Here is a 20,173-nt window from a genome sequence, read left to right as displayed (position 1 = left end):
TCGATACGGGAACCAGAGCGGGCCAGTATGGCATAGAGACTACTGGATGAATAGACAGTCTTTCCTTCCGTACCCCTTCCTCAGAGATACTCCTTGGCCCAGCTCACCGCCTGCAACCGGTTCTTGACGTTCAGCTTCTTGAAGACGTTGTAGAGATGGGATTTGACGGTGTGTTCGCTCACGAACAGGCTGTCGGCGATCTCGGTGTTGGAGGCCCCCGTCATCAGGTGACGCACGATCTCCTGCTCGCGGGCGGTCAGCAGCGTCTGCTGACGCTGAGGTTGCCCGCTCCCCTTGCGGTAGTAGTCCACCAGGTCGCACAGCAGGTGGCGCGGGATCCAGTACTCCCCCTGCAACACCTTGCGGATGCCGAAGACCAACCTGTCCAGCGTGTCCTGACGAAAGAAGAGCCCGCTGGTATGGGGCCACATCAGCAGCAGCTCTTTGTTGGTGCTGGTCGGGGCATTGAGCAACACGGCACTGGCCTCGCCAAAGCGCTGGCAGATGGCATTGCTCCACAGCTCCTGCTGGGTCGACTTGAGGTAGTCCAGATCGATCAGCAGCAAGGTTTTGGGGGCGCCCTCTGCAACGTCTGGCAGGTCATTCAGCTCCCCCACCAGCAAGATGGGCAGACCAAGCTCTTCACTGAGGTGACGCTGGAAACGGGAGGCTTGTGCGTTATTTTCGGTGATCAGCACCAGGAGGGAGTCGGGCGTCATCAAGAGAACTTCCTTGCACATTCGAGTCGGGGCTTTTTGGCAAGGAAGAGTACCAATCCCCCTCCCGGCTGCAGCATTAAAAAAGTATTAGACGCATCGGTGGCTCCTTTGAAGCCCAGCAATTTTCCAGCCAATACAATTGGCTAGCACGCCCCCCCCATTTGGGGGGTCAAGTAGTGCCGGTGCGCACCATAACAGCTCCGCCCTCTTCACGCAGCCTGCCCCAGCCGCCTCCCCTTGCTGGTGGCACCTTACCTCGGGTAAGTTACTCAGGCTGTGGCGATCCATTGACGCCACAGTGGCAGGGAAGATGTGCGCTCATGCCCGTCAACTGGTACTATGGCGCCCAAACGCTGCGGCCGATCCATGACGCCTCTGCCGGCAAGCTCCGGCGCAGCCAGGACACTGAAGAGAGATGACACCCGTCCAGGGCGCGCATCTCGTTGCAAAAAAACGCATTATTGAATGGGCCCAGGCATCTGGCCTGGCCGGTATACATAAGGGTGGAAGAGAGATTATGGCCAGTCGAGGCATCAACAAAGTCATTCTGATCGGTAACCTGGGGCAAGACCCGGAAGTGCGCTACATGCCGAGCGGCGGTGCCGTGACTAACATCACCCTGGCCACCTCCGATACTTGGCGCGACAAGCAGACCGGTGAGCAGAAAGAGCGCACCGAATGGCACCGTGTCGTCTTCATGGGCAAGCTGGCCGAAGTGGCCGGCGAGTACCTGAAGAAGGGCTCCCAGGTCTATGTGGAAGGCAAACTCCAGACCCGTAAATGGCAGGATCAGAGCGGCCAGGAGCGCTACACCACCGAGGTGCTGGTCGACAGCTTCACCGGTGTGATGCAGATGCTGGGTGGCCGTCCGCAGGGCGGTGGCCAGGGCATGGGCGGCCAGTCATCCCAGGGCAACTGGGGCCAGCCGCAACAGGCTGCACCGCAACAGAACATGCAACGTCCTGCTGCCCCGCAGCAGAACATGCAACCGCAAGGCGGTTACGGCCGTCCGGCCCAGCAGCCGCAATCCGCCCCGCCGGTCTACAACGAACCGCCGATGGATTTCGACGACGATATTCCGTTCTAGATCTTGTAAAAGATGAAAGTGTAAGAATAAATCACTTTCACCATCTTGAGTGCAAAGCAACCCAGCAGAAATGCTGGGTTTTTTTATTTTTGCATTTCACTTGCCATCGCGATTTTCAGCACTATAACTTTATGTATGAGGAAAATGTAAGATTAGGATGCACAGTGTACAAGCTAGATAGATTGATTTTTGCAAATGGTGAACGTTATCCAGTCTTAATGGGCAATGATGGTATGCCTCATTTTCTTGCAACCCTCTGGGTGACAACAAAACTTCGTAGCAGCTTGTCGGTGAATACCATTTCAAATCGCCTAGGTGCATTAAAGTGGTTTCTTCAATGGGAAGAAAATAAACACAGAGACCTGTTCTCTGAGTTTCAGAAAGGTAAGTTTCTTAGCGACACTGACATTGACAACATCAGAGAACATCTCAGTCATGATATTTCTCATTTCAAAGGCTTAGCTAAAAGCAAAAAAACCAGAGATAAGGTCATTGATTTATTTAACACCCCAAGACTAATCAGTGTCACCCCCACAGTGGGACGTAATAACATTTACAATCGTGTGACAGCTATTGCAAGTTATTTAGATTTCATTGCTAGAGTAGCTGTACAGAACTGTAATAGCACTAAACTGCTCACAGAAATTAACAGTATGAATAAGCGCATACTTGCTGTTCGCCCTAAAGGCAAAGGTAAGAATGTTTTAGATAAACTAGATGGTAAAGACTTGCCAGATGGATTAATTGAGGAATTTATGGCTGTGGCACAATTTGACCACCCAAAAAATCCGTTCAAACACGCTTCGACAAAAAAGCGAAATCATCTTATGTTTTTACTTTTAAAAGAACTAGGCATACGAAGAGGTGAGTTACTCTCACTATCTATTGAATCGAACTTTCTAATGCTTCACGGCCCCCAAAAATTCATATGGGTAAAACGCCACCATGATGACATATATGATCCTCGCAAAAATCAGCCTGTAGCAAAGACGAAAGAAAGAATGTTGCGAATTAGAGATGAAACTGCGGCACTCATTGATGACTACATCATAAACATACGGGCAAAGACTCCGAACGCGAACAAGCATCCATACTTGTTTGTTACACATAGGAAGGGGAAAACTCAAGGACAGCCAATATCGACCAGCACATTTGACAGTATCATCGTGCCAACAATGAAATCTGTGGATGAGCGGTTCAAATCGATCCACCCACATTATTTTAGGCATAACTGGAACCAGTGGTTCTCCGAAATAATTGACAAAAACAATGATCTATCTAAAGACCCAAACAGTAACCGTAATTTTATTTCATCTAGTGAAGAAGCAAAAAGCCGAATGTATCAAATGGGGCACACATCAGAGAGCTCTGCCAAACCATATGTTGAACGCCATATTCGCAATAAGACAAACAAGCTAGTGCTTGAAGAGCAAGAAGAATTACAGAGACTAATTATTGAATCTCAAAAAAATAGAGGATATGAATGAATAAATATGATTACATTGAGGAAGAAAATGACGATCTCCCATCAACATTCAGCTCAAAAAAATTAGTATCAAAAGATGGATACAGCTTTGACTTTCACTCAGAATACTGGATGTTGAATAAAGATGTCAGCATTGCATTCATGCCGGATGTTTTATCTATGGAACCAAAACTGCTGGATGGATTTAAAAAAACACTAGCAACCTATGCTGAAGAACAATCAGCACACCATACATCAAATATGTATCTACGCTTTCAACGACTATTGCGAGACACTAAATTCAAAAATCTAGATGAGGATGTATTGCTCAATTGGCGAGCGATGCTTGATAAAAACAATGAATGGTACTTAGGTGCACTCCGTGGTTTTCTTATTAGCTGGAATGAATATGGATATTATGGTGTAACAACAGAGATGGTGAAAACACTCGAAATACTAACTCTATCAGGAAACAAGAAAGGAGTGTCTGTCGCTAATCGTTGCCCTGAAACAGGTGCCTTTACTAGCAATGAGGTACTTGCATTAAATCATGAACTTATTCGCTTATTCAGGAATAACTATATCTCATTTCAATGCTATGCATATGTGAGTTTATTGCAGGCTACTGCTAGACGCCCCACACAGTTACGACAAATAAAGGCTGCTGATTTATTTAAAGAACATGATCATAGTAAGAATGTGACAAATTTTTACCTCAATATACCTAGAGCAAAGCAGCGTGGTGGTGGGTTTCGTTTCTCTTTTAAAAAATTCCCCATTACGGAAGAGCTCTATCTAACGTTGCGTAATTTAATTAGAGATGAAACAGAGAAGTTTGAATCAAAACTCTCAATAAAACTGACTGCTTCTCAAGCAACAAAAATCCCATTATTTATTGATTGGGCAATGGTTTTTGAGTTAGCGGTTAAAAAAACATCTTTGACTGATGATTTATTAGATACTGACATTTTAAATATGTCATCAACAGATCTAAGAGAACACCTGCTAAAAAATTTCCAAAGAAAACAAAAAGCTATTTCTGAAAGAACTGGGGACTATATTCATATAACGGCTAGGCGGTTTCGTCATACAAGAGGAACAAACCTTGGTCGAAAAGGTTTGGGGCCGTTGATCATAGCGGAGGCATTGGATCACAACGATACACAAAACGTTAAGGTCTATACGGAAAATACCGCAGATACCGTGACCTATATTGACAAGGCCATTGGCAAACAACTGGCCCCCTTTGCTAATGCATTCCTAGGTCGCATTATCGTTGACTTAGAGCAGGGTGAGCGAGGACATGACCTTGCTGCTCGCATACCAAACAAGGATAACGATATCGTAGGAGCATGCGGCACCAATGACTTTTGCGTTAAGGGGTATGAAAGTTGTTACACTTGTGAAAAATTTAGACCATTATTAGATGCTCCTCACGAGAAATTCTTATCCCATCTATATGCAGAGAAAGAGGTAAGGTTGAAAACGACAAAAAGTGAAGAGTACGCGGCAACAAAAGATAGGCTAATTTTAGCAGTTGAATGGGTTGTGCAGAAATGCTTTGAACTGAAACAACAACGAGCATGAGGATAGTCAGTGGACAGTAACATTTTCCATTTTAAGCCTGCGATAGAACTGAATTCAGAAGCAAATCTAGAAAAATTCATTCAAAGTAGCAAAAACAAATTAACTGTTTTCGGTGAAGATTGCTGGGATCATAATTTATGGCACACTTTTCACAATACTCGCCGTGTTGTTGCCCGTTTCTCCACAAATTTAGAGCCATCAACTTCCTATAGTTTCTCTCCCCTAGGTGCACCATTTATTGATTTTGCAAAAGCATACATTCGCTACATTTACGCATTAAAACCCATAACAACTCTTCACAGACATTTCGAAGCTATTCGAATACTTGAAGAAGCATTGATTCTATCAAAACATAAAGCAGATATTCTGATGCTCGATGGCCTAGTTTTAGAAAGGCTAGGCGATATTTTTAATAGACGCATATCAAATCTGGCAGGTCGAAATAAAGCGGGCTATCAAATGGAGCTTCTTCTTAATTTCTGCCGTGACAACTTTATAACACCGAGTCTTCCTGGGTGGTCAAATCCATATCAAAAAGTAAAAGATTTAACTATTCAACTTGACGAGAATGGAAAAGAACATCGTAAAAATAAATTGCCCTCAGAAGAGGATATGATGTTATTTGCTAAGTTATTTCATGACGCACCTTCATTAGGTATTGAAGCAGAATATTTTACTTCTGCAATAGCATTGCTCATGCAAGCACCATCCCGATGCTCTGAGTTATTCTCATTGCCTATAGATTGTACTGTATGGGAGGAGAATCGCAGCGGAGAACTTAAACTTGGAATACGTTGGGTGCCTGCCAAAAATGGCAACGAAGGGATTAAATGGGTTCCTACTGTCATGCAAGATGTAGCTTTGGAAGCTATCGAACGATTGAAAAAAATTAGCATGCCTGCACGGGAGGCTGCGATGTATGCAGAAACGCATCCAGATAACAATGGGAGTATGGTGTATATCAGTAAATTGGTTAACTGGCCTTTTGTTGATAACGCAAAAAAAGTTAAGGCCTCAGAGGCTTTGTTACTATATAGAGACCGTGAGTTACATGCGGAACATGATGTTATTCAACACTCGTTTGTTTTACCTACGGTGAACATAATTAATGCAAGGATTTCTAGGTCTGAGGCCAGAAAAGGAGTCCACCTTTGGAAGAAACATAACATATTACGAGAGGATGGCTCACAACCCGATATAACATCCCATCAAGCTAGGCATTGGCTCAGTACCAAAGCTGAACGGGGTGGGATGGATGAGTTGACGCTTGCAAACTGGGCAGGGAGAGCAAGAGTTGCTGATAATGCCAGCTATGATCATCGCACAGAAGAAGAAAAGTCCAATGCAATTGCAGTTATTACTATCCCTGAAAATGCAAACACGTTGGAAAAAATAAAATGTAACCTTCCAATTAGTTTCGAGGAAATCGGAAAGAACCTTACTGGTGCAGCGATAGTAACAGAGCTAGGCGTGTGTGAACATGATTTTGCCATGATTCCATGTCAGCGAAACGGTGACTGTGAAACCTGCAAAGAATTGGTCTGTATCAAAGGCTTCAGTAGCTCATTGGAGCTGTTGAAAGTACGAGAAGTTCAAGTGGCAGCTCAACTCGAAAAAGCACAGCAAAGCCATAAAATGGGGGCCTTTGGTGCTGACCGCTGGGTTAGCTCACACGGTTGGCGACTTGCTCATATTAGAACAAAGATCCGGCTATTAGAGGATGAAAATGTTCTTGATGGCACCCCCATTCGTATTCCTGATGTATATGATCCCTCGCCAGCCAAGGTTGTTCTTTTAGAGAAGGGGCTTAATATTGAAGTTCAATCGCCTGACTCTATCGATTCTAAAGCGTTTAATATTATGGGTGATTTGTTATGCCTAAAATAGTTATCACAGAAAAAAACCTGCCTAATATACTAGGTCTAATTAATACTTGGGAAGGAAAGTTAACTTGGGACTTGCTCTGTCAAAAAGTTGCCATAATGATTGATGTTAAAGGTGGCGTCCAACGTCAATCATTATCCTCTTACAAAGATATTCAAGATGCATACTCGCGAAGAAAGACATTTTTAAAAGAACGTTTTTCTCAACCTGAGCCTACCAAAGAGCGTGATGTAACGCTTGAGTATCTTATAAAAAAGGTTGCTCTTTTAGAGAATGAATTAGCCAGATTAAATAGTTTGAATGATGCATACAAACAGCGTTTCATAGTATGGCAATATAATGCTTACATGCATGGTGTCAGAATGACATCAATTGATAATTTTCCAACAGATAGTGCCGAGCTAAAAAAATTACAGGATATGCTTGGAAAGCCGCTTATAGAAGTTAAACGCCGCACAGGAGGTCAATAATGGCGAGTGGTACAGAAAAAGCCAAAGCAACCGTCCAGGCGTTTGAACTATGGATGGCAACCCAGACTGATGAGACGTATCGACAATTAAGTTACAGGGGCAGCCTCAGCCGCAGTGAAATCACGAAAGCTATTGGCTGTGGCCGCTCTGCCTTAGTGCAGAACCCTGAGCTTCGTAGGCAATTGCAGAAATTGGAAGACCAGCTTAGGGAACACGGGGTGCTTCCGCCACTCACCGCTCAGGCCATAGCGAGTGTAGCTCATCCAAAGGTATACGACCCTACGACTCATCGACGCCTACTTGATACCAAACGTGTATCAATATTGGAGCAGGAGAATATTGAACTGAAAGCGCAGCTAAGGGAACTAAAAGCCAGACTGGAGCGCTTCGGTGAGCTATCTGAGACATTGGCCGAAATGGGGATCTTGCCACGATGAACCAATCTCTCCATTCCGAACTATTTCGTGTTACCAGTATCCCATATAGCTCATCCAGCTACGTGATTTTCTCTGGAATACCACTTAATGACGAGACCAGCCAGATCAAGGATGGCAAATACTATGTGACCATTAAAGCGCGGCCTGACACTCTTCCGGCACAACCGTCACAGGGCCAGCAATGGACAGTCCATGGCAAACCTCTCATTGAGAGGGTCGAGATTGGTGATGTTGTGATGCAGCAACATACCTATGAATCACCTGAGCACGTGATATGCACCCTGCCGGAGACAGGTGAGCAGCTGATCCAGTTCATTGCCAAGGAGCCTGATTTCAAGGGAATTGGCCTCGGTAAAGCCAGGGCGTTATGGCAACTACTCGGTGAGCAATTTCACGCCACCCTGCGCACCGACACACCAGAGTCCAGAGAGCGCCTCAAGGGTATTCTGAGTGATGTATCTATTGATGCCCTGTTCAACGGCTACGCAAAATACAAAAATCTGAACCACTGCAATTGGATGGCAGAGTGTCGGATTCCCTCACCCATTCAGCAGCGGATCTTGAAATTTCATGGCGAAAGCTCCGTTGATGCAATCAAAGCGAATCCCTACCTACTGGTCGGCTTCGGGATGGGGTTTGAAGACGTGGATGCGCTTTCTCAAACGAAGTTTGAGGTAGAACTAAAAGATCCGACGAGGCTGAGTGCCGCCCTGGAGTTCACCATCCACGCGGAAGTGGAAAAAGGCCACACCTACACCACGCAGGCCAGGCTTCGCCCCCTGCTGACCAAATTGCTTGGTGACGGCGAGTTGGCAGCACAAGCATTCAAGGCTGGTTACCACCAAGCCCAGTATGTGCTGAACCATGAAGCAGGCACCTATCACCCTACCGCACAATTGCTGATGGAGACTGTTGTTGCCAAGCGGCTGTTGAAACTTGCTAAACAGCAAAATCGTTACGATGAGTCCACCAATGCTGCGTTTCTCGCAGCGGTTAATGAGCTGCCCTATGAATTGACCGCGATGCAAAATGAAGCGGTGCTCACCGCGCTAAACAATGCGGTGAGTTGCATCACGGGGGGCGCAGGAACTGGCAAAACCACAGTGCTCAGAACGGCACTGCGGGCCTATGGCAAAATGGGCTTTGAGGTGCATGCTGTCGCCCTTTCTGGACGCGCAGCAATGCGCCTATACGAGTCGATAGGCTTTAGGACGATGACCATTTCCGCCTTGTTGCGGCAAGAGCCCATAGAACCATCTGATGGGTTTCCCAGCCATCTGCTGGTAATCGATGAAGCATCCATGATCGACCTGCCCACCATGTATCGGCTCACCAACCATCTGCACCCCACCGTGCGGATCATATTCACGGGTGACCCAAACCAGCTACCTCCGATAGGATGTGGCAAGGTGCTAGCCGATATCGTTGCATCACAGGCCATTGCGAACGTGACCCTGGACATCGTTAAACGCCAGAAGGGAGCCACAGGCATTCCTGAATACTCTATGCAGGTCAATCAAGGTCTCATACCGGAGCACTTGAGCATGGGTAACGTCTATTTCCACGAAACATCCAAAGAGAGGATCGCCCAAGTCTGTGCCGAGTTATATCAGCAATCCCCCGAGAACAGCCGAGTGGTAGGTGCGACCACCGCTATGGTGGCGGAGATCAATAATCTTATTCAGGAGGCCGTCAACCCTGATGGTGCTCGGATGATATTTGAGATGTATGGCGAAACCTACCGCCGCAACGATTTGCGCCAAGGAGATGTGATCCTCTTCACTCAGAACAATTACGAGAAAGGCATTCAAAATGGCTCGCTCGGAACGCTAACTCGCGCTGTCGGGGCTGGAGATGACTACGGAGTGGTTGAACTGGACACAGGCGAGAGCGTGTATGTCACCCAATCCCTGCTGGACTGTATGAGGCTGGGCTACTGCATCACACTCCATAAAGCTCAGGGTTCGCAGTTCCCACGCATCATCATCGCGCTGCAAAAGGGGAGGATCGTTGACAGGGCCTGGCTCTATACCGCAATAACCAGGGCCGAGCATGAGGTCCATATCGTGGGCAGCACAGCTGAGTTTGCAGCCATCACCAAAGCGCCCAGCAATGCCCATAACCGGAACAGCTATCTGCGTGATCTGTTGAAGAAATGAGAGGAGATTGATTCCCTTGGGGAGCGACTACGGGTACAAGCGGAGATAAGCGGTGCGTCAACGCGCAGCGTTGTCCACGGCTTATTCCGTGCTCTTGCGTAGCAAGATGTGCCCGTAGCTGAGCGATCGGAAGGGCTAGAACCTTAAAAATCAATACCTTACAAGGCCTTGACATAGTACCACCAGAGTCTCTTTTGTACCAAGAACGAACTCCAACGTGAGTCATCAATTGACCTTCGCTGATTACGAGTTCAACAGCAAACGCCGCCAGACCCGTAAAGAAGTTTTCCTCTCTTGAATAGAGTAACTGCTTCCCTGGCCCTGGATGCTGGTCATCATTACGCCCATCTATCCCAAGGTCGGCAATGGCCGTCACCCCTAACCACTGATGCAAATCCAGCCATAAGAACCTTCTCTAAAAAGGCTGGGTGCAAAGTAAGTGGTCAAGTCAGTGTAATTACCCACGAAAGGCCTCTCGCAATTATGATAGGCATGGCCCCGTGGGCGCGGGCATCGGACAGACTCAGGAGCAGTAACATGAAGCATCAAACCCTCACCGTGGAAAATAGCCGCATTCGCGTCACCGTCAGCCGCGAGATAGCCGATAAATTCCTGCCAACCGGAGTTATCGGTCGCGATGAGTCCCCCGGTCAGGCGCAACGTGGTCGTCTGCTTTCTGCCGCGATGGGCAAATTAGCCAGCGCAACCGAATTACGCCTTCGGCTCACTAACGATATCGAGCGGGCTGATGTCATCGCGCTGGCCCATAAGCTCCTTGTCCGTGACTATCTGGAGGAACACAGTCACTACAACGTCAACGAGGTGATCATGCGCCTCGAAGAGGGTCACCTCATGCACAAATACATGGCCCAGGAGGTCACTCTCGCCAATGAGTACGCTCGCGGTGTCTTGAAGACTATTTCGCAAGACGACGCCCGCCTTTACGTAGCGCCAAAGGTAATGGCCGGGGTACTCTCCCCCCATGAACGCAGGCAACTGGAGACCCGCGTTGAACTCCTGCTAAACCGCATTGGCATCAATGCAACTGAGGCACTAGATAAAGCCCGTCACGCCTTGCAAGCGCAGGCCAACATCGCGCACCATTATCACATGTGTCGGGCCAATATGACGGGTTGGAAGATTGAGGTCATCGGGGAACTACCGGCTCAAGTGGGCCTATCTCGGTTGCTGCCAAAGGATGATTAATGGATCGCAATCCCAGACCCACCTACCAGCTCACCTCTATCCACCGAGTAGGGCGCCAGAATTTACGGTGCTGTACAGCATTGTTGCTCAAATTCTCTGCTGTACATCGCTCTTATTTATCGGGTGGATTACCCTACCTGGATGGAAAAACCTCAGTATAATCAATGCAACTACATATAATCCGCAGCCAATTATCCATACCCATCCATTCCACGTTTCGCGGGTTGCACTATACAAAAATGCAAAAACAAGTGGACCGATTACACCTGTCAGGTGGGTCAAACTGGTCAGCACCCCTTGTAATTGTCCCTGTGCTACCTGACCGACACGAACAGATATAATTCCCTGCAAGGCGGGAAGTGTGATGCCACCACAAGCTAAATAACTGATCCCAATAGTGCTACACCTTCGCTGTGCCATAGCCATTCCCCGGGAAAGGAGACACGGTATCCATGAAGTGTTTCACTCGGGCCAGCAGGTTTGCCATCCCTCTGCATTGATGATTGCGCGTGATGGTTTCATGTAACTTGTGCCATAGCCGTTCTATGTGATTAACCCAAGGGCTGTAAACTGGCTGGAACACCAGGCAGAACTTGGGATTCTTCTTCAACCATCGCTCGGTCTGTTTGCTTTTGTGAATGATGTAGTTATCGAGGATCAACGTGATGGTTTTGGCTCGTCGGTAGTGGTGGCGCAGCTTTTCCAGCATGGCAATAAACAGCGATGAGTTTTTCTTGATCCCGCTGACGTAAAGTACCCTTCCGTTGCCTGCGTGGAGAACGCCTGCCAGATAATGCTTGGCATTCTGCCCCGGTGTGACAACCCGCTTTTGCTGCGCTCTGAACATCCAGTCGGCTCCTAATTTGGGATTGAGGTCTATATCGACTTCATCCTCATAAAACACCGGATTATCGGCATCACAGCGGGCCAGCGCGGCGTCGATATTCGCCATTTTTTCCTGATAGGCTGGGTCTTTTATCCGCAAGGTCGGCACGGGCCTGCGCCAGACAATGCCCATACGAGGTAACCATCGGCGGAGCGTGGAGGCTGCCACATTGAGCCCTGTTAACCGATTGATTTTTATAGCCAATAGTTCAGTACACCAACGGCTGCGCTGATAACCAAAATCTTGCGGAGAAAACTGCATGAGCAGCACCAGTAAGGTGACAATCTTGGCGATAGGTAAGACTGGGGCACGGCCAGCCGGTAAGGCTTCTAGCGCATCTATGCCTTCATCTCGATACCACCGAAGCCAACGACCGATGGTCGAGCGCGCAGCGCCGGTAAGGTGATGAACATCGGTGATCGTGCGTCCTTCATGTAACAGCAAGATGGCCATCAAGCGACGAGCATGTCCTTTATCACGGGTGGCATGGATGATTTTGTGAATGCGGCGCCGTTGTGGTCGTGGCAGAGGTGGTAGGATAGGCATCAACTCAGTCCTTTGGGTGTGGCTTGTTTTGTTTAGCGACTAATCAGATCGCACAAACTGGACTGAGTTCCCTTCCTCCGGTGATCTACTATTCGGAACAGCTATTTAGTAACAGCAAAACCGGCCAAACCATCCAGCTTTGTGTAATGACCGCCAATAAAAATAGGCCACAACCGTCAGCCAAAATGCCAACCGCTATAGCTTTCCGTTCTCCCAAATGTTTAGCGATAAAACCAGCAGCAAGTCCTTGAAACAGTGCGTGTGTCAGCCCGAACACAGCCAATGAAACACCGACCATTACGCCATCCCATGCGAAGCGCTCTTCTCCGAATAAAACCCATAATGTTGCGGGGATTTGGCCAATCAATTGAATGATGAAAAAGACAACTAACAATCCCGATAATGGGGAGATCATCTCGCGTATGGAGGATGTGGTTTCATTGATTGTTTCATTCTTTAACTCGTCACTAACCTGATTAGCATTATGGGTCTCATGTAAAATGAATAGGGAGACCAGAAATGCCAGCCCGTTAATAGCAGCAGCGAACATAAACGGTGCCTGTACCGAAAGTTGACCGGCAAAACCACCAATGACTGGTCCAGCAATCATACCGCCACCAAAACAGGCACCCATCATACCAAACCAATGTGTCCTGGATTCCTCAGGTGTGACATCGGCAATTGTTGAGGCTGCAACAGCTCCAGTCGCACCGGTAATACCAGCAATTAAGCGTCCCAAATACAACACCCACACTACGCTGGCTGTTGCCATTAATGCGTAGTCCAGTGTTGCACCTAAAAGTGAAAGTAACAATACAGGGCGACGACCTATGCGATCTGACCAGCGGCCGAGAAGAGGGGCAAAAATCACTTGCATCATTGCATACAGCGCCAATAAAACACCGTAGTTCTCTGCAACATTAGCCTTTCCAACAAACTCCCGTAATAACGCCGGCAAGACAGGCATAATTATGCCAATCCCCATAGCATCTAAAAAAATGATGACCAGTGCCATCATCACAGTGCGGTTCATAGTTAACGTTCTCTATCGATGATAGGGTTTGAAAAATAACTCTATCAGTGATAGATTGTCAACAGCAAAAGGAGATAGTGATGGCACGACTAAGCTTGGACGACGTAATTTCAATGGCGCTCACCCTGCTGGACAGCGAAGGGCTAGAGGGCTTGACTACGCGTAAGCTGGCGCAGTCCCTAAAAATTGAGCAACCGACTCTGTATTGGCACGTGCGCAACAAGCAGACTCTTATGAACATGCTTTCAGAGGCAATACTGGCGAAGCATCACACCCGTTCAGCACCGTTACCGACTGAGAGTTGGCAGCAGTTTCTCCAGGAAAATGCTCTGAGTTTCCGTAAAGCATTACTGGTCCATCGTGATGGAGCCCGATTGCATATAGGGACCTCTCCTACGCCCCCCCAGTTTGAACAAGCAGAGGCGCAACTACGCTGTCTATGCGATGCAGGGTTTTCGGTCGAGGAGGCTCTTTTCATTCTGCAATCTATCAGCCATTTTACGTTGGGTGCAGTATTAGAGGAGCAAGCAACAAACCAGATAGAAAATAATCATGTGATAGACGCTGCACCACCATTATTACAAGAGGCATTTAATATTCAGGCGAGAACCTCTGCTGAAATGGCCTTCCATTTCGGGCTGAAATCATTAATATTTGGATTTTCTGCACAGTTAGATGAAAAAAAGCATACACCCATTGAGGATGGTAATAAATGATGCTATCTATGTGTCAACTCTAATTTATAGTTATGGATAGTGTTTTCAAATATATACCCGTCATTCCGCACCTGATTTTGCTATTTTCAGTGCTTGACGGCGATCGGCCGTTCTGATCTATTACTCTCTTTTGCAGGTAGATCATCATGGCCGCACCCGCTATCTCGATCCGTAACCTCGATCACCTTGGTTTGGTCGCCGCACTCTGCCAGGAACTGGGCATTGCCCGCATGATCGATGCCTTGCTCCCCAAAACCCCGCCTTTCAAGGTCTCACATGGTGAAGCCTTGGTCGCCATGATAGTGAACGGCCTCGGCTTTCACAGCAGCACCCTGCACATGTTCCCGCAATTCTTCGCTAACAAGCCGGTTGAGCGCCTGATTGGCCCCGGGATCTGTGCTGATGACCTCAATGATGATGTGCTCGGTCGCTGTCTCGATGCCCTCTTTGAGGCCGATGTCAGCGCCTTGTATCAGGTGATGGCGGCGCAAGTTGTCGAGCGGCTGGGGCTCAAAAGCACCGCAGTGCACCTCGATATTACCAGCTTCCACGTCGATGGCGCCTATGACTGTGCCGATGGGGATCTGGTCGGTAAGCTGCAACTGGTGCGTGGTTATAGTCGTGATCACCGGCCAGAGCTGAATCAAGTGATCCTTGAGCTCATCTGTGAAAATCAGGCCGGCCTACCTGTCTATATGCAGGCCCTGAGCGGCAATAGTAATGACACCAAAGCCTTTGCCCAGACCGTTCGTCGCCATTTGAGCAGTCTCAAGGCCGCGCAGGAGTGCCGTTATCTGGTCGGCGATGCCGCACTGTACTGCGCCGATACCTTGCAATTACTGGCGCAACAGCAGCAACTATTTGTGACCCGGGTGCCCGTCACTCTCAATGAGGCAAAGCAGGCCGTGGCAACCATAGGTGCACAACCGCTGACCGCTCTGGGCAATGGCTATCATGGCCGTTGGCAACACGCGAATTATGCCGGGGTCGCGCAACGTTGGTTGCTGGTGCGCAGCGAACAAGCCAGCCACCGCGAGCAGCAGACATTGGCCAAAAACCTGCTCAAAGACAGTACCCGCGAGCTCAAAGCCTTCGCCAAATTGTGTGCCCGACGCTTTGCTTGTGAGGCGGATGCCCAAGCTGAGTTGAGCTGTTTTACCGCCAGCTTGATGCTGCTGCAACTGGATGCCGAAGTGGTAGGTGAACCCGTTTATACAGGACGTGGCAGACCCAAGCGTGGCGAAGAGCCAATTGGCCATCAGTTTCAAATCACTGGGTTGGCGGCAACTAGCCTGGCTTGCGTTGAAGAGGCCCACAACCAGACCGGGGTGTTCATCCTGGCGACCAATGACCACAGCGATACGCTGACCATGGCCGAACTTTTGGCCACCTATAAAGCGCAGCAGAATGTCGAACGGGGCTTTCGTTTTCTCAAGAGCCCGGAGTTTTTAACCTCCTCACTGTACCTGAAAAAGCCGGAGCGGATTGAAGCGTTGCTCATGGTGATGACCTGTAGCCTGATGATTTACGCAGCGTTGGAGCACCGGATCCGGCAGGGATTAGTGGAGCAGAATCGCAGTGTGGCGGATATGAAAAAGAAACCGACCCAGCAGCCGACGGCCCGTTGGATCTTTTTGCGCTTTGGTGGCATCCATGAATATCGACTGGGAGAAGCTCCGCCACAAGTAACGGAGCTAACAGGAGACCAGCAGATCATTTTGGAGGTATTGGGTGAGCGCTATCGGCAAATTTATTCCTAAATCAGGTGCGGAATGTCGGATATACATGTATCGTCAGTATTTTATCTATTAAATATTAAACCACTTCTGGTTAATATCATGGGTGTCACCGTCCCTCGATAAAATGGCATTGAGTCTCCCACAACTAAGGAAGGTGCGAATAAGCGGGGAAATTCTTCTCGGCTGACTCAGTCATTTCATTTCTTCATGTTTGAGCCGATTTTTTCTCCCGTAAATGCCTTGAATCAGCCTATTTAGACCGTTTCTTCGCCATTTAAGGCGTTATTCCCAGTTTTTAGTGAGATCTCTCCCACTGACGTATCATTTGGTCCGCCCGAAACAGGTTGGCCAGCGTGAATAACATCGCCAGTTGGTTATCGTTTTTCAGCAACCCCTTGTATCTGGCTTTCACGAAGCCGAACTGTCGCTTGATGATGCGAAATGGGTGCTCCACCTTGGCCCGGATGCTGGCTTTCATGTATTCGATGTTGATGGCCGTTTTGTTCTTTCGTGGATGCTGTTTCAAGGTTCTTACCTTGCCGGGGCGCTCGGCGATCAGCCAGTCCACATCCACCTCAGCCAGCTCCTCGCGCTGTGGCGCCCCTTGGTAGCCGGCATCGGCTGAGACAAATTGCTCCTCTCCATGCAGCAGATTACCCAGCTGATTGAGGTCATGCTCGTTGGCCGCGGTGGTGACTAGGCTGTGGGTCAGGCCACTCTTGGCATCGACACCAATGTGGGCCTTCATGCCAAAGTGCCACTGATTGCCTTTCTTGGTCTGATGCATCTGCGGATCGCGTTGCTGCTCTTTGTTCTTGGTCGAGCTGGGTGCCTCAATGATGGTGGCATCGACCAAGGTGCCTTGAGTCATCATGACGCCTGCTTCGGCCAGCCAGCGATTGATGGTCTTGAACAATTGGCGGGCCAGTTGATGCTGCTCCAGCAGGTGGCGGAAATTCATGATGGTGGTGCGGTCCGGCAAGGCGCTATCCAGGGATAACCGGGCAAACAGACGCATGGAGGCGATTTCGTACAGAGCATCTTCCATCGCGCCATCGCTCAGGTTGTACCAATGCTGCATGCAGTGAATGCGTAGCATGGTTTCCAGCGGATAAGGTCGCCGGCCATTACCAGCCTTGGGATAAAACGGCTCGATGACTTCCACCATGTTTTGCCATGGCAGAATCTGCTCCATGCGGGACAAGAAAATCTCTTTTCTGGTCTGACGGCGCTTACTGCTGAATTCACTGTCGGCGAAGGTAAGTTGATGACTCATGATGAACCCTTTTTCATGGCTCCAGATGACAAACATGATCTCATATCAGGGACTTGTTCGCACCTTCCCTAAGCCACCCATTCGGTTTAAGGTCTTAACGATGATATCTCTTGCATCCATATGGATTTCATCTACAGATTGTGCGAAAAGTTCGTGCAGTGAAAACCGAGCCAAGCTAGAACCTATTTGATACCCTCTGAAATTTTGCATTGTTGCAAATCGCCCCCAATGAGTTTCATCGCATTATTTCCAGGCTGCAACGGCACCAACAATTGTGGAGTTCATAATTGCACACCACCATTGTGGCGATTTTTCAGCTGGAATAGGGATCAATTCGTCAGGGATCCCCTGCTCTCCCTTGAACACGGGAATTTGCAAACGCAGTATGTCGTCCATATCTTCATGCGTTGCTTTCCTCAATACAAGATTCTGCATCGGGTCATCCTTATCGTTGAGCCGTAACAGCAGGTATTTTCATTAGTAGCTCAGCACAAAATGCACATAATTTGTTCAAATCAATAAGCCGCCTAGGAACACAGTATCTATTGGCCACCGCCTTCCGTTGGCGGCATCGCTTCTTGCGCTATGGCCGACTCAGGTATGCTTCTTTTCGATAAAACGCCTCTTTCATTTATACCTTTTAATTACATCATCACCAATTGACTTACCGCTCTAATTTTCCCATTCAACCGGTAGATTTTTTCTGATGCATTTTTATGCAAACAAGTAATTTTTTGCTTCTCTTGAGGTAGTTTTTCAAGTATCTCGCGGTAGGCTTGTAACTCATAACGAGTCAACAGAAGCTCTTCTTCCAGAGACCTCAACTCACTTGCTAGATCATAATTATCGCCTTTGATTGATGCTTGTAAACTGCCCAGAAGATCATCTGAAAAAATATAATGCCGATTATTTTTTGGCCCATTAGCTTTCACTGCATCCTGTTTTTTCAAGCTATATACATGGCGGTCAACCAAGCCTGATGCCTGATACACAGCCAAGTCATTGACCTCCATAGCCAATCGTATCAGCTCTTTCCTGCTTATTTTTAGACCAGTCATTTTGAGTAAAACTTGATAAAACTTGTTACTGATTTTGTAAACATTTTTATTCTGCATAAAATTTCCACAACCACAACACTTAGGATTGCTAAGTATACAGAGACAGGTGAAACTTAGACAATCTATACATATGAGAACTTTGTGATGAACAAACATTGTACAAAAACCCATTCCCAGAGAGACTCAAGCAGGCGCGTAAAAAAGCAGGTATATCCCAAAAGGAGCTTGGGGTAAGGGCCGGTATGGATGATAGTTCTGCTAGTGGTCGCATGAATCACTATGAGAGAGGTCGCCACGTTCCAGACATTGATACAATGCGAAAACTTGCCAATGTACTGGGAAAGCCGCTGAGTTATTTTTTTTGCGAAGATGATCTTAGTGCGGAATTGGTTTGTCTATTTGAGCAACTTGATGAGGATGAAAAGTTAGATCTTCTCTTTAAGCTACGTGAAAATAAACGGTGATACCGCTAAGTAAGATACCTGCTCATGTTGCGGATTGACCACCAGAAGTTTGCAACGCATTGATAGTGGTTTGTAGCTAGGAGAGGAGGTTAACTTTCATGGTTGTGCTCATGCCTTCACCACCGGGATCCCTTTGATACTGGTGGTATAGCGGGGGCTGAGTTGTTCGCGTTTCATCATCCATTCGCTGGTATCTCGGCCTCGGGATGCAAAGTAGACCTTTCCCAACCGCCCCTGGTTAATCCTATCGATCACCTGCATGAGTGCATCGCTACGGGGATCCTGCTGTTCGCTGCCGAATAGACCCCCTTGCTGCATGCCTTTCGGGGAGAAGTCCGCCAGCATGACGCCGCCCTTCATATAGCGAACATCATCCAACCAGATCCTGCTCAGCAGCGGCTCGATCTGGGCTAGCAACTCACGGGTGTCGGCTGTGGGTATCGGCAACAGCATGGAGATCTGGTTGGCATAATGTGTTTCCCGCTCCGCAAACGGGCTCGAACGAATGAATACTGTGACATGGCGGCAGCACATGCCCTCTGTCCTGAGTTTCTCAGCTGCCCGCTCCATGTAGCCAGCGAGAGCCTCCCGCATGGGGCCGAAGGCGGTGATGCGCTCCCCAAAGGATCGGCTGCAAATTATCTGTTGCTTGGCCTGTGCCAGTTGCTCCAGCTCGGCGCAGGGGATCCCGCACAGCTCCTGCACCGTGCGCTCGACAACGACCCCGTAACGGTGCCGAAGACTCTTAGCATCAGCCGCTACCAGATCAGCCACGGTGTTGATGCCCTGAGCTGACAGCTTGGTGGTGAGTTTGCGACCAATTCCCCAGACCTCGTCTACCGGGGTGATCGCCATCAGTTTGGCGCGGCGTGTTTCATCGCGCAGATCGACCACCCCTCCGGTGGCGGGCCATTTTTTTGCGGCATAGTTGGCGAGTTTGGCTAGGGTTTTAGTGGGGCCGATACCAACACCGACCGTCAGCCCTGTCCACTGCTGTACCCGCTCCCGGATCTGGCGTCCATATGCCACTAGGTCACCCGCCCAACTCTCACTCAGCTCAGCAAAAGCTTCGTCTGTTTACCGGGACGGGTGCGAACAGCTTTGCGAGAAGGTCACTCAGCAACTCGGTGCGTGGTTCTCTCTTTTGAGCTGGTAAGGCTCATGTGGTGAGGGTTCTGGTGAGGACAACCAAAAAGTGTAAGAATAAACAGGTATGAACACGCATTTTCATACCTTTTCTTACATATCTTTAAAAAGTGTCATTTTAAGGTGAGCAACCAGAAGTGTAAGAAAAGGTGTTATGCATTGAAATATATAGTAAAAAATTCATTGCCACTCACTCAGTCACTCACTCAGCAGCGATTTTTTACATGTATTACCCTTTTGATCCCCTGCGGCAGGCCCTGATTCATCAGGGCCTTTTTTTACCTGTTTCTGACGC

At 48.3% G+C, this 20,173-nt stretch carries 17 protein-coding genes and 4 pseudogenes; 12 read left to right on the top strand and 9 right to left on the bottom strand.

Annotated features, from left to right (window positions below; all coding sequences use genetic code 11):
• Positions 1-80: 80 nt before the first annotated feature.
• On the bottom strand, positions 81-719 hold the full coding sequence (locus tag C2U47_RS12290; RefSeq protein ID WP_010674213.1) for a LuxR C-terminal-related transcriptional regulator: 639 nt from the start codon (positions 717-719) through the stop codon (positions 81-83).
• A 517-nt stretch (positions 720-1,236) separates the two neighbouring features.
• Between C2U47_RS12290 and C2U47_RS12285 the strand changes: the two genes are divergently transcribed.
• The 9 genes and pseudogenes from C2U47_RS12285 to C2U47_RS12250 all read left to right on the top strand — a co-directional run bounded on the left by C2U47_RS12285 (position 1,237) and on the right by C2U47_RS12250 (position 11,014).
• Positions 1,237-1,806, top strand: coding sequence for a single-stranded DNA-binding protein (locus C2U47_RS12285; RefSeq protein ID WP_010674212.1), 570 nt, complete (start codon positions 1,237-1,239; stop codon positions 1,804-1,806).
• Positions 1,807-1,970: 164 nt separating this feature from the next.
• Entirely contained in the window at positions 1,971-3,293 is a 1,323-nt protein-coding gene (locus C2U47_RS12280) for a site-specific integrase (protein ID WP_041207317.1), read from the top strand.
• The gene (locus tag C2U47_RS12275; RefSeq protein WP_171269322.1) at positions 3,290-4,858 is read left to right on the top strand and encodes a site-specific integrase; all 1,569 of its coding nucleotides are present in this window, start codon (positions 3,290-3,292) and stop codon (positions 4,856-4,858) included. Before C2U47_RS12280 ends, C2U47_RS12275 begins: the two co-directional genes overlap by 4 nt.
• 9 nt (positions 4,859-4,867) lie before the next feature.
• Positions 4,868-6,745 (top strand): integrase, encoded by a 1,878-nt coding sequence (locus tag C2U47_RS12270; protein ID WP_041207315.1) that lies wholly within the window; start codon positions 4,868-4,870, stop codon positions 6,743-6,745.
• Entirely contained in the window at positions 6,733-7,212 is a 480-nt protein-coding gene (locus C2U47_RS12265) for a hypothetical protein (RefSeq protein WP_049866848.1), read from the top strand. The genes C2U47_RS12270 and C2U47_RS12265 overlap by 13 nt, the downstream gene beginning before the upstream one ends.
• Positions 7,212-7,649: a VPA1267 family protein gene (locus C2U47_RS12260; protein ID WP_025202555.1), complete on the top strand. Its 438-nt coding sequence runs from the start codon at positions 7,212-7,214 to the stop codon at positions 7,647-7,649. The genes C2U47_RS12265 and C2U47_RS12260 overlap by 1 nt, the downstream gene beginning before the upstream one ends.
• Positions 7,646-9,808, top strand: a complete 2,163-nt coding sequence (locus tag C2U47_RS12255) for an AAA family ATPase (RefSeq protein WP_025202554.1) — start codon at positions 7,646-7,648, stop codon at positions 9,806-9,808. Before C2U47_RS12260 ends, C2U47_RS12255 begins: the two co-directional genes overlap by 4 nt.
• A 217-nt stretch (positions 9,809-10,025) precedes the next feature.
• Positions 10,026-10,187, top strand: a pseudogene (locus C2U47_RS23305) (IS5/IS1182 family transposase); the annotation flags it as partial.
• Between the two features lie 158 nt (positions 10,188-10,345).
• Entirely contained in the window at positions 10,346-11,014 is a 669-nt protein-coding gene (locus C2U47_RS12250) for a hypothetical protein (protein ID WP_017780890.1), read from the top strand.
• 87 nt (positions 11,015-11,101) lie between these two features.
• Here C2U47_RS12250 and C2U47_RS12245 read toward each other — a convergent pair.
• From C2U47_RS12245 to C2U47_RS12235, 3 genes and pseudogenes are all read right to left on the bottom strand, one after another.
• A pseudogene (locus C2U47_RS12245) lies at positions 11,102-11,395 on the bottom strand (hypothetical protein); the annotation flags it as partial.
• A 19-nt stretch (positions 11,396-11,414) separates the two neighbouring features.
• The gene (locus C2U47_RS12240; RefSeq protein WP_001809438.1) at positions 11,415-12,446 is read right to left on the bottom strand and encodes an IS630-like element ISAhy2 family transposase; all 1,032 of its coding nucleotides are present in this window, start codon (positions 12,444-12,446) and stop codon (positions 11,415-11,417) included.
• A gap of 106 nt (positions 12,447-12,552) precedes the next feature.
• A pseudogene (locus C2U47_RS12235) lies at positions 12,553-13,479 on the bottom strand (TCR/Tet family MFS transporter); the annotation flags it as partial.
• Between the two features lie 80 nt (positions 13,480-13,559).
• On the opposite strand from C2U47_RS12235, the gene tetR reads away from it, so the two are divergent.
• Both tetR and C2U47_RS12225 read left to right on the top strand, forming a co-directional pair.
• Entirely contained in the window at positions 13,560-14,195 is a 636-nt protein-coding gene (gene tetR, locus C2U47_RS12230; RefSeq protein ID WP_017780888.1) for a tetracycline resistance transcriptional repressor TetR, read from the top strand.
• Between the two features lie 146 nt (positions 14,196-14,341).
• A complete protein-coding gene (locus C2U47_RS12225; RefSeq protein ID WP_049636888.1) occupies positions 14,342-15,955 on the top strand; it encodes an IS1634-like element ISAs25 family transposase in 1,614 nt (537 codons plus the stop codon).
• A gap of 274 nt (positions 15,956-16,229) precedes the next feature.
• Here the strand turns inward: C2U47_RS12225 and C2U47_RS12215 are convergent, their stop codons facing one another.
• The 3 genes from C2U47_RS12215 to C2U47_RS12200 all read right to left on the bottom strand — a co-directional run bounded on the left by C2U47_RS12215 (position 16,230) and on the right by C2U47_RS12200 (position 18,325).
• The gene (locus C2U47_RS12215; RefSeq protein WP_026141915.1) at positions 16,230-17,210 is read right to left on the bottom strand and encodes an IS5-like element IS5 family transposase; all 981 of its coding nucleotides are present in this window, start codon (positions 17,208-17,210) and stop codon (positions 16,230-16,232) included.
• Positions 17,211-17,453: 243 nt separating this feature from the next.
• Positions 17,454-17,645, bottom strand: coding sequence for a hypothetical protein (locus C2U47_RS12205; RefSeq protein WP_017780887.1), 192 nt, complete (start codon positions 17,643-17,645; stop codon positions 17,454-17,456).
• Between the two features lie 209 nt (positions 17,646-17,854).
• Entirely contained in the window at positions 17,855-18,325 is a 471-nt protein-coding gene (locus C2U47_RS12200) for a hypothetical protein (protein ID WP_017780886.1), read from the bottom strand.
• A gap of 98 nt (positions 18,326-18,423) precedes the next feature.
• On the opposite strand from C2U47_RS12200, the gene C2U47_RS12195 reads away from it, so the two are divergent.
• A complete protein-coding gene (locus C2U47_RS12195; RefSeq protein ID WP_047440196.1) occupies positions 18,424-18,732 on the top strand; it encodes a helix-turn-helix domain-containing protein in 309 nt (102 codons plus the stop codon).
• Between the two features lie 108 nt (positions 18,733-18,840).
• Here C2U47_RS12195 and C2U47_RS23765 read toward each other — a convergent pair whose 3' ends face one another.
• Entirely contained in the window at positions 18,841-19,587 is a 747-nt protein-coding gene (locus C2U47_RS23765; RefSeq protein ID WP_113725460.1) for a DinB/UmuC family translesion DNA polymerase, read from the bottom strand.
• An 84-nt stretch (positions 19,588-19,671) separates the two neighbouring features.
• Positions 19,672-19,794 (bottom strand): annotated as a pseudogene (locus C2U47_RS23760) (Y-family DNA polymerase); the annotation flags it as partial.
• Positions 19,795-20,173 lie beyond the last annotated feature (379 nt).

It is taken from the genome of Aeromonas sp. ASNIH7, assembly GCF_002903485.1.
Taxonomy (GTDB): Bacteria; Pseudomonadota; Gammaproteobacteria; order Enterobacterales; family Aeromonadaceae; genus Aeromonas; species Aeromonas caviae.
Note: the sequence above shows the minus strand (reverse complement) of the source record. Positions and strands in the feature narration are given on the sequence as shown.

What these genes read in the sequence shown, in the direction of transcription:
- C2U47_RS12290 (WP_010674213.1), bottom strand. Translation starts at nt 719, where the DNA reads ATGACGCCCGACTCCCTCCTGGTGCTGATCACCGAAAATAACGCACAA.
- C2U47_RS12285 (WP_010674212.1), top strand. Translation starts at nt 1,237, where the DNA reads ATGGCCAGTCGAGGCATCAACAAAGTCATTCTGATCGGTAACCTGGGG.
- C2U47_RS12275 (WP_171269322.1), top strand. Translation starts at nt 3,290, where the DNA reads ATGAATAAATATGATTACATTGAGGAAGAAAATGACGATCTCCCATCA.
- C2U47_RS12265 (WP_049866848.1), top strand. Translation starts at nt 6,733, where the DNA reads ATGCCTAAAATAGTTATCACAGAAAAAAACCTGCCTAATATACTAGGT.
- C2U47_RS12260 (WP_025202555.1), top strand. Translation starts at nt 7,212, where the DNA reads ATGGCGAGTGGTACAGAAAAAGCCAAAGCAACCGTCCAGGCGTTTGAA.
- C2U47_RS12255 (WP_025202554.1), top strand. Translation starts at nt 7,646, where the DNA reads ATGAACCAATCTCTCCATTCCGAACTATTTCGTGTTACCAGTATCCCA.
- C2U47_RS12250 (WP_017780890.1), top strand. Translation starts at nt 10,346, where the DNA reads ATGAAGCATCAAACCCTCACCGTGGAAAATAGCCGCATTCGCGTCACC.
- C2U47_RS12240 (WP_001809438.1), bottom strand. Translation starts at nt 12,446, where the DNA reads ATGCCTATCCTACCACCTCTGCCACGACCACAACGGCGCCGCATTCAC.
- tetR (WP_017780888.1), top strand. Translation starts at nt 13,560, where the DNA reads ATGGCACGACTAAGCTTGGACGACGTAATTTCAATGGCGCTCACCCTG.
- C2U47_RS12225 (WP_049636888.1), top strand. Translation starts at nt 14,342, where the DNA reads ATGGCCGCACCCGCTATCTCGATCCGTAACCTCGATCACCTTGGTTTG.
- C2U47_RS12215 (WP_026141915.1), bottom strand. Translation starts at nt 17,210, where the DNA reads ATGAGTCATCAACTTACCTTCGCCGACAGTGAATTCAGCAGTAAGCGC.
- C2U47_RS12205 (WP_017780887.1), bottom strand. Translation starts at nt 17,645, where the DNA reads ATGCAGAATCTTGTATTGAGGAAAGCAACGCATGAAGATATGGACGAC.
- C2U47_RS12200 (WP_017780886.1), bottom strand. Translation starts at nt 18,325, where the DNA reads ATGCAGAATAAAAATGTTTACAAAATCAGTAACAAGTTTTATCAAGTT.
- C2U47_RS23765 (WP_113725460.1), bottom strand. Translation starts at nt 19,587, where the DNA reads ATGGCGATCACCCCGGTAGACGAGGTCTGGGGAATTGGTCGCAAACTC.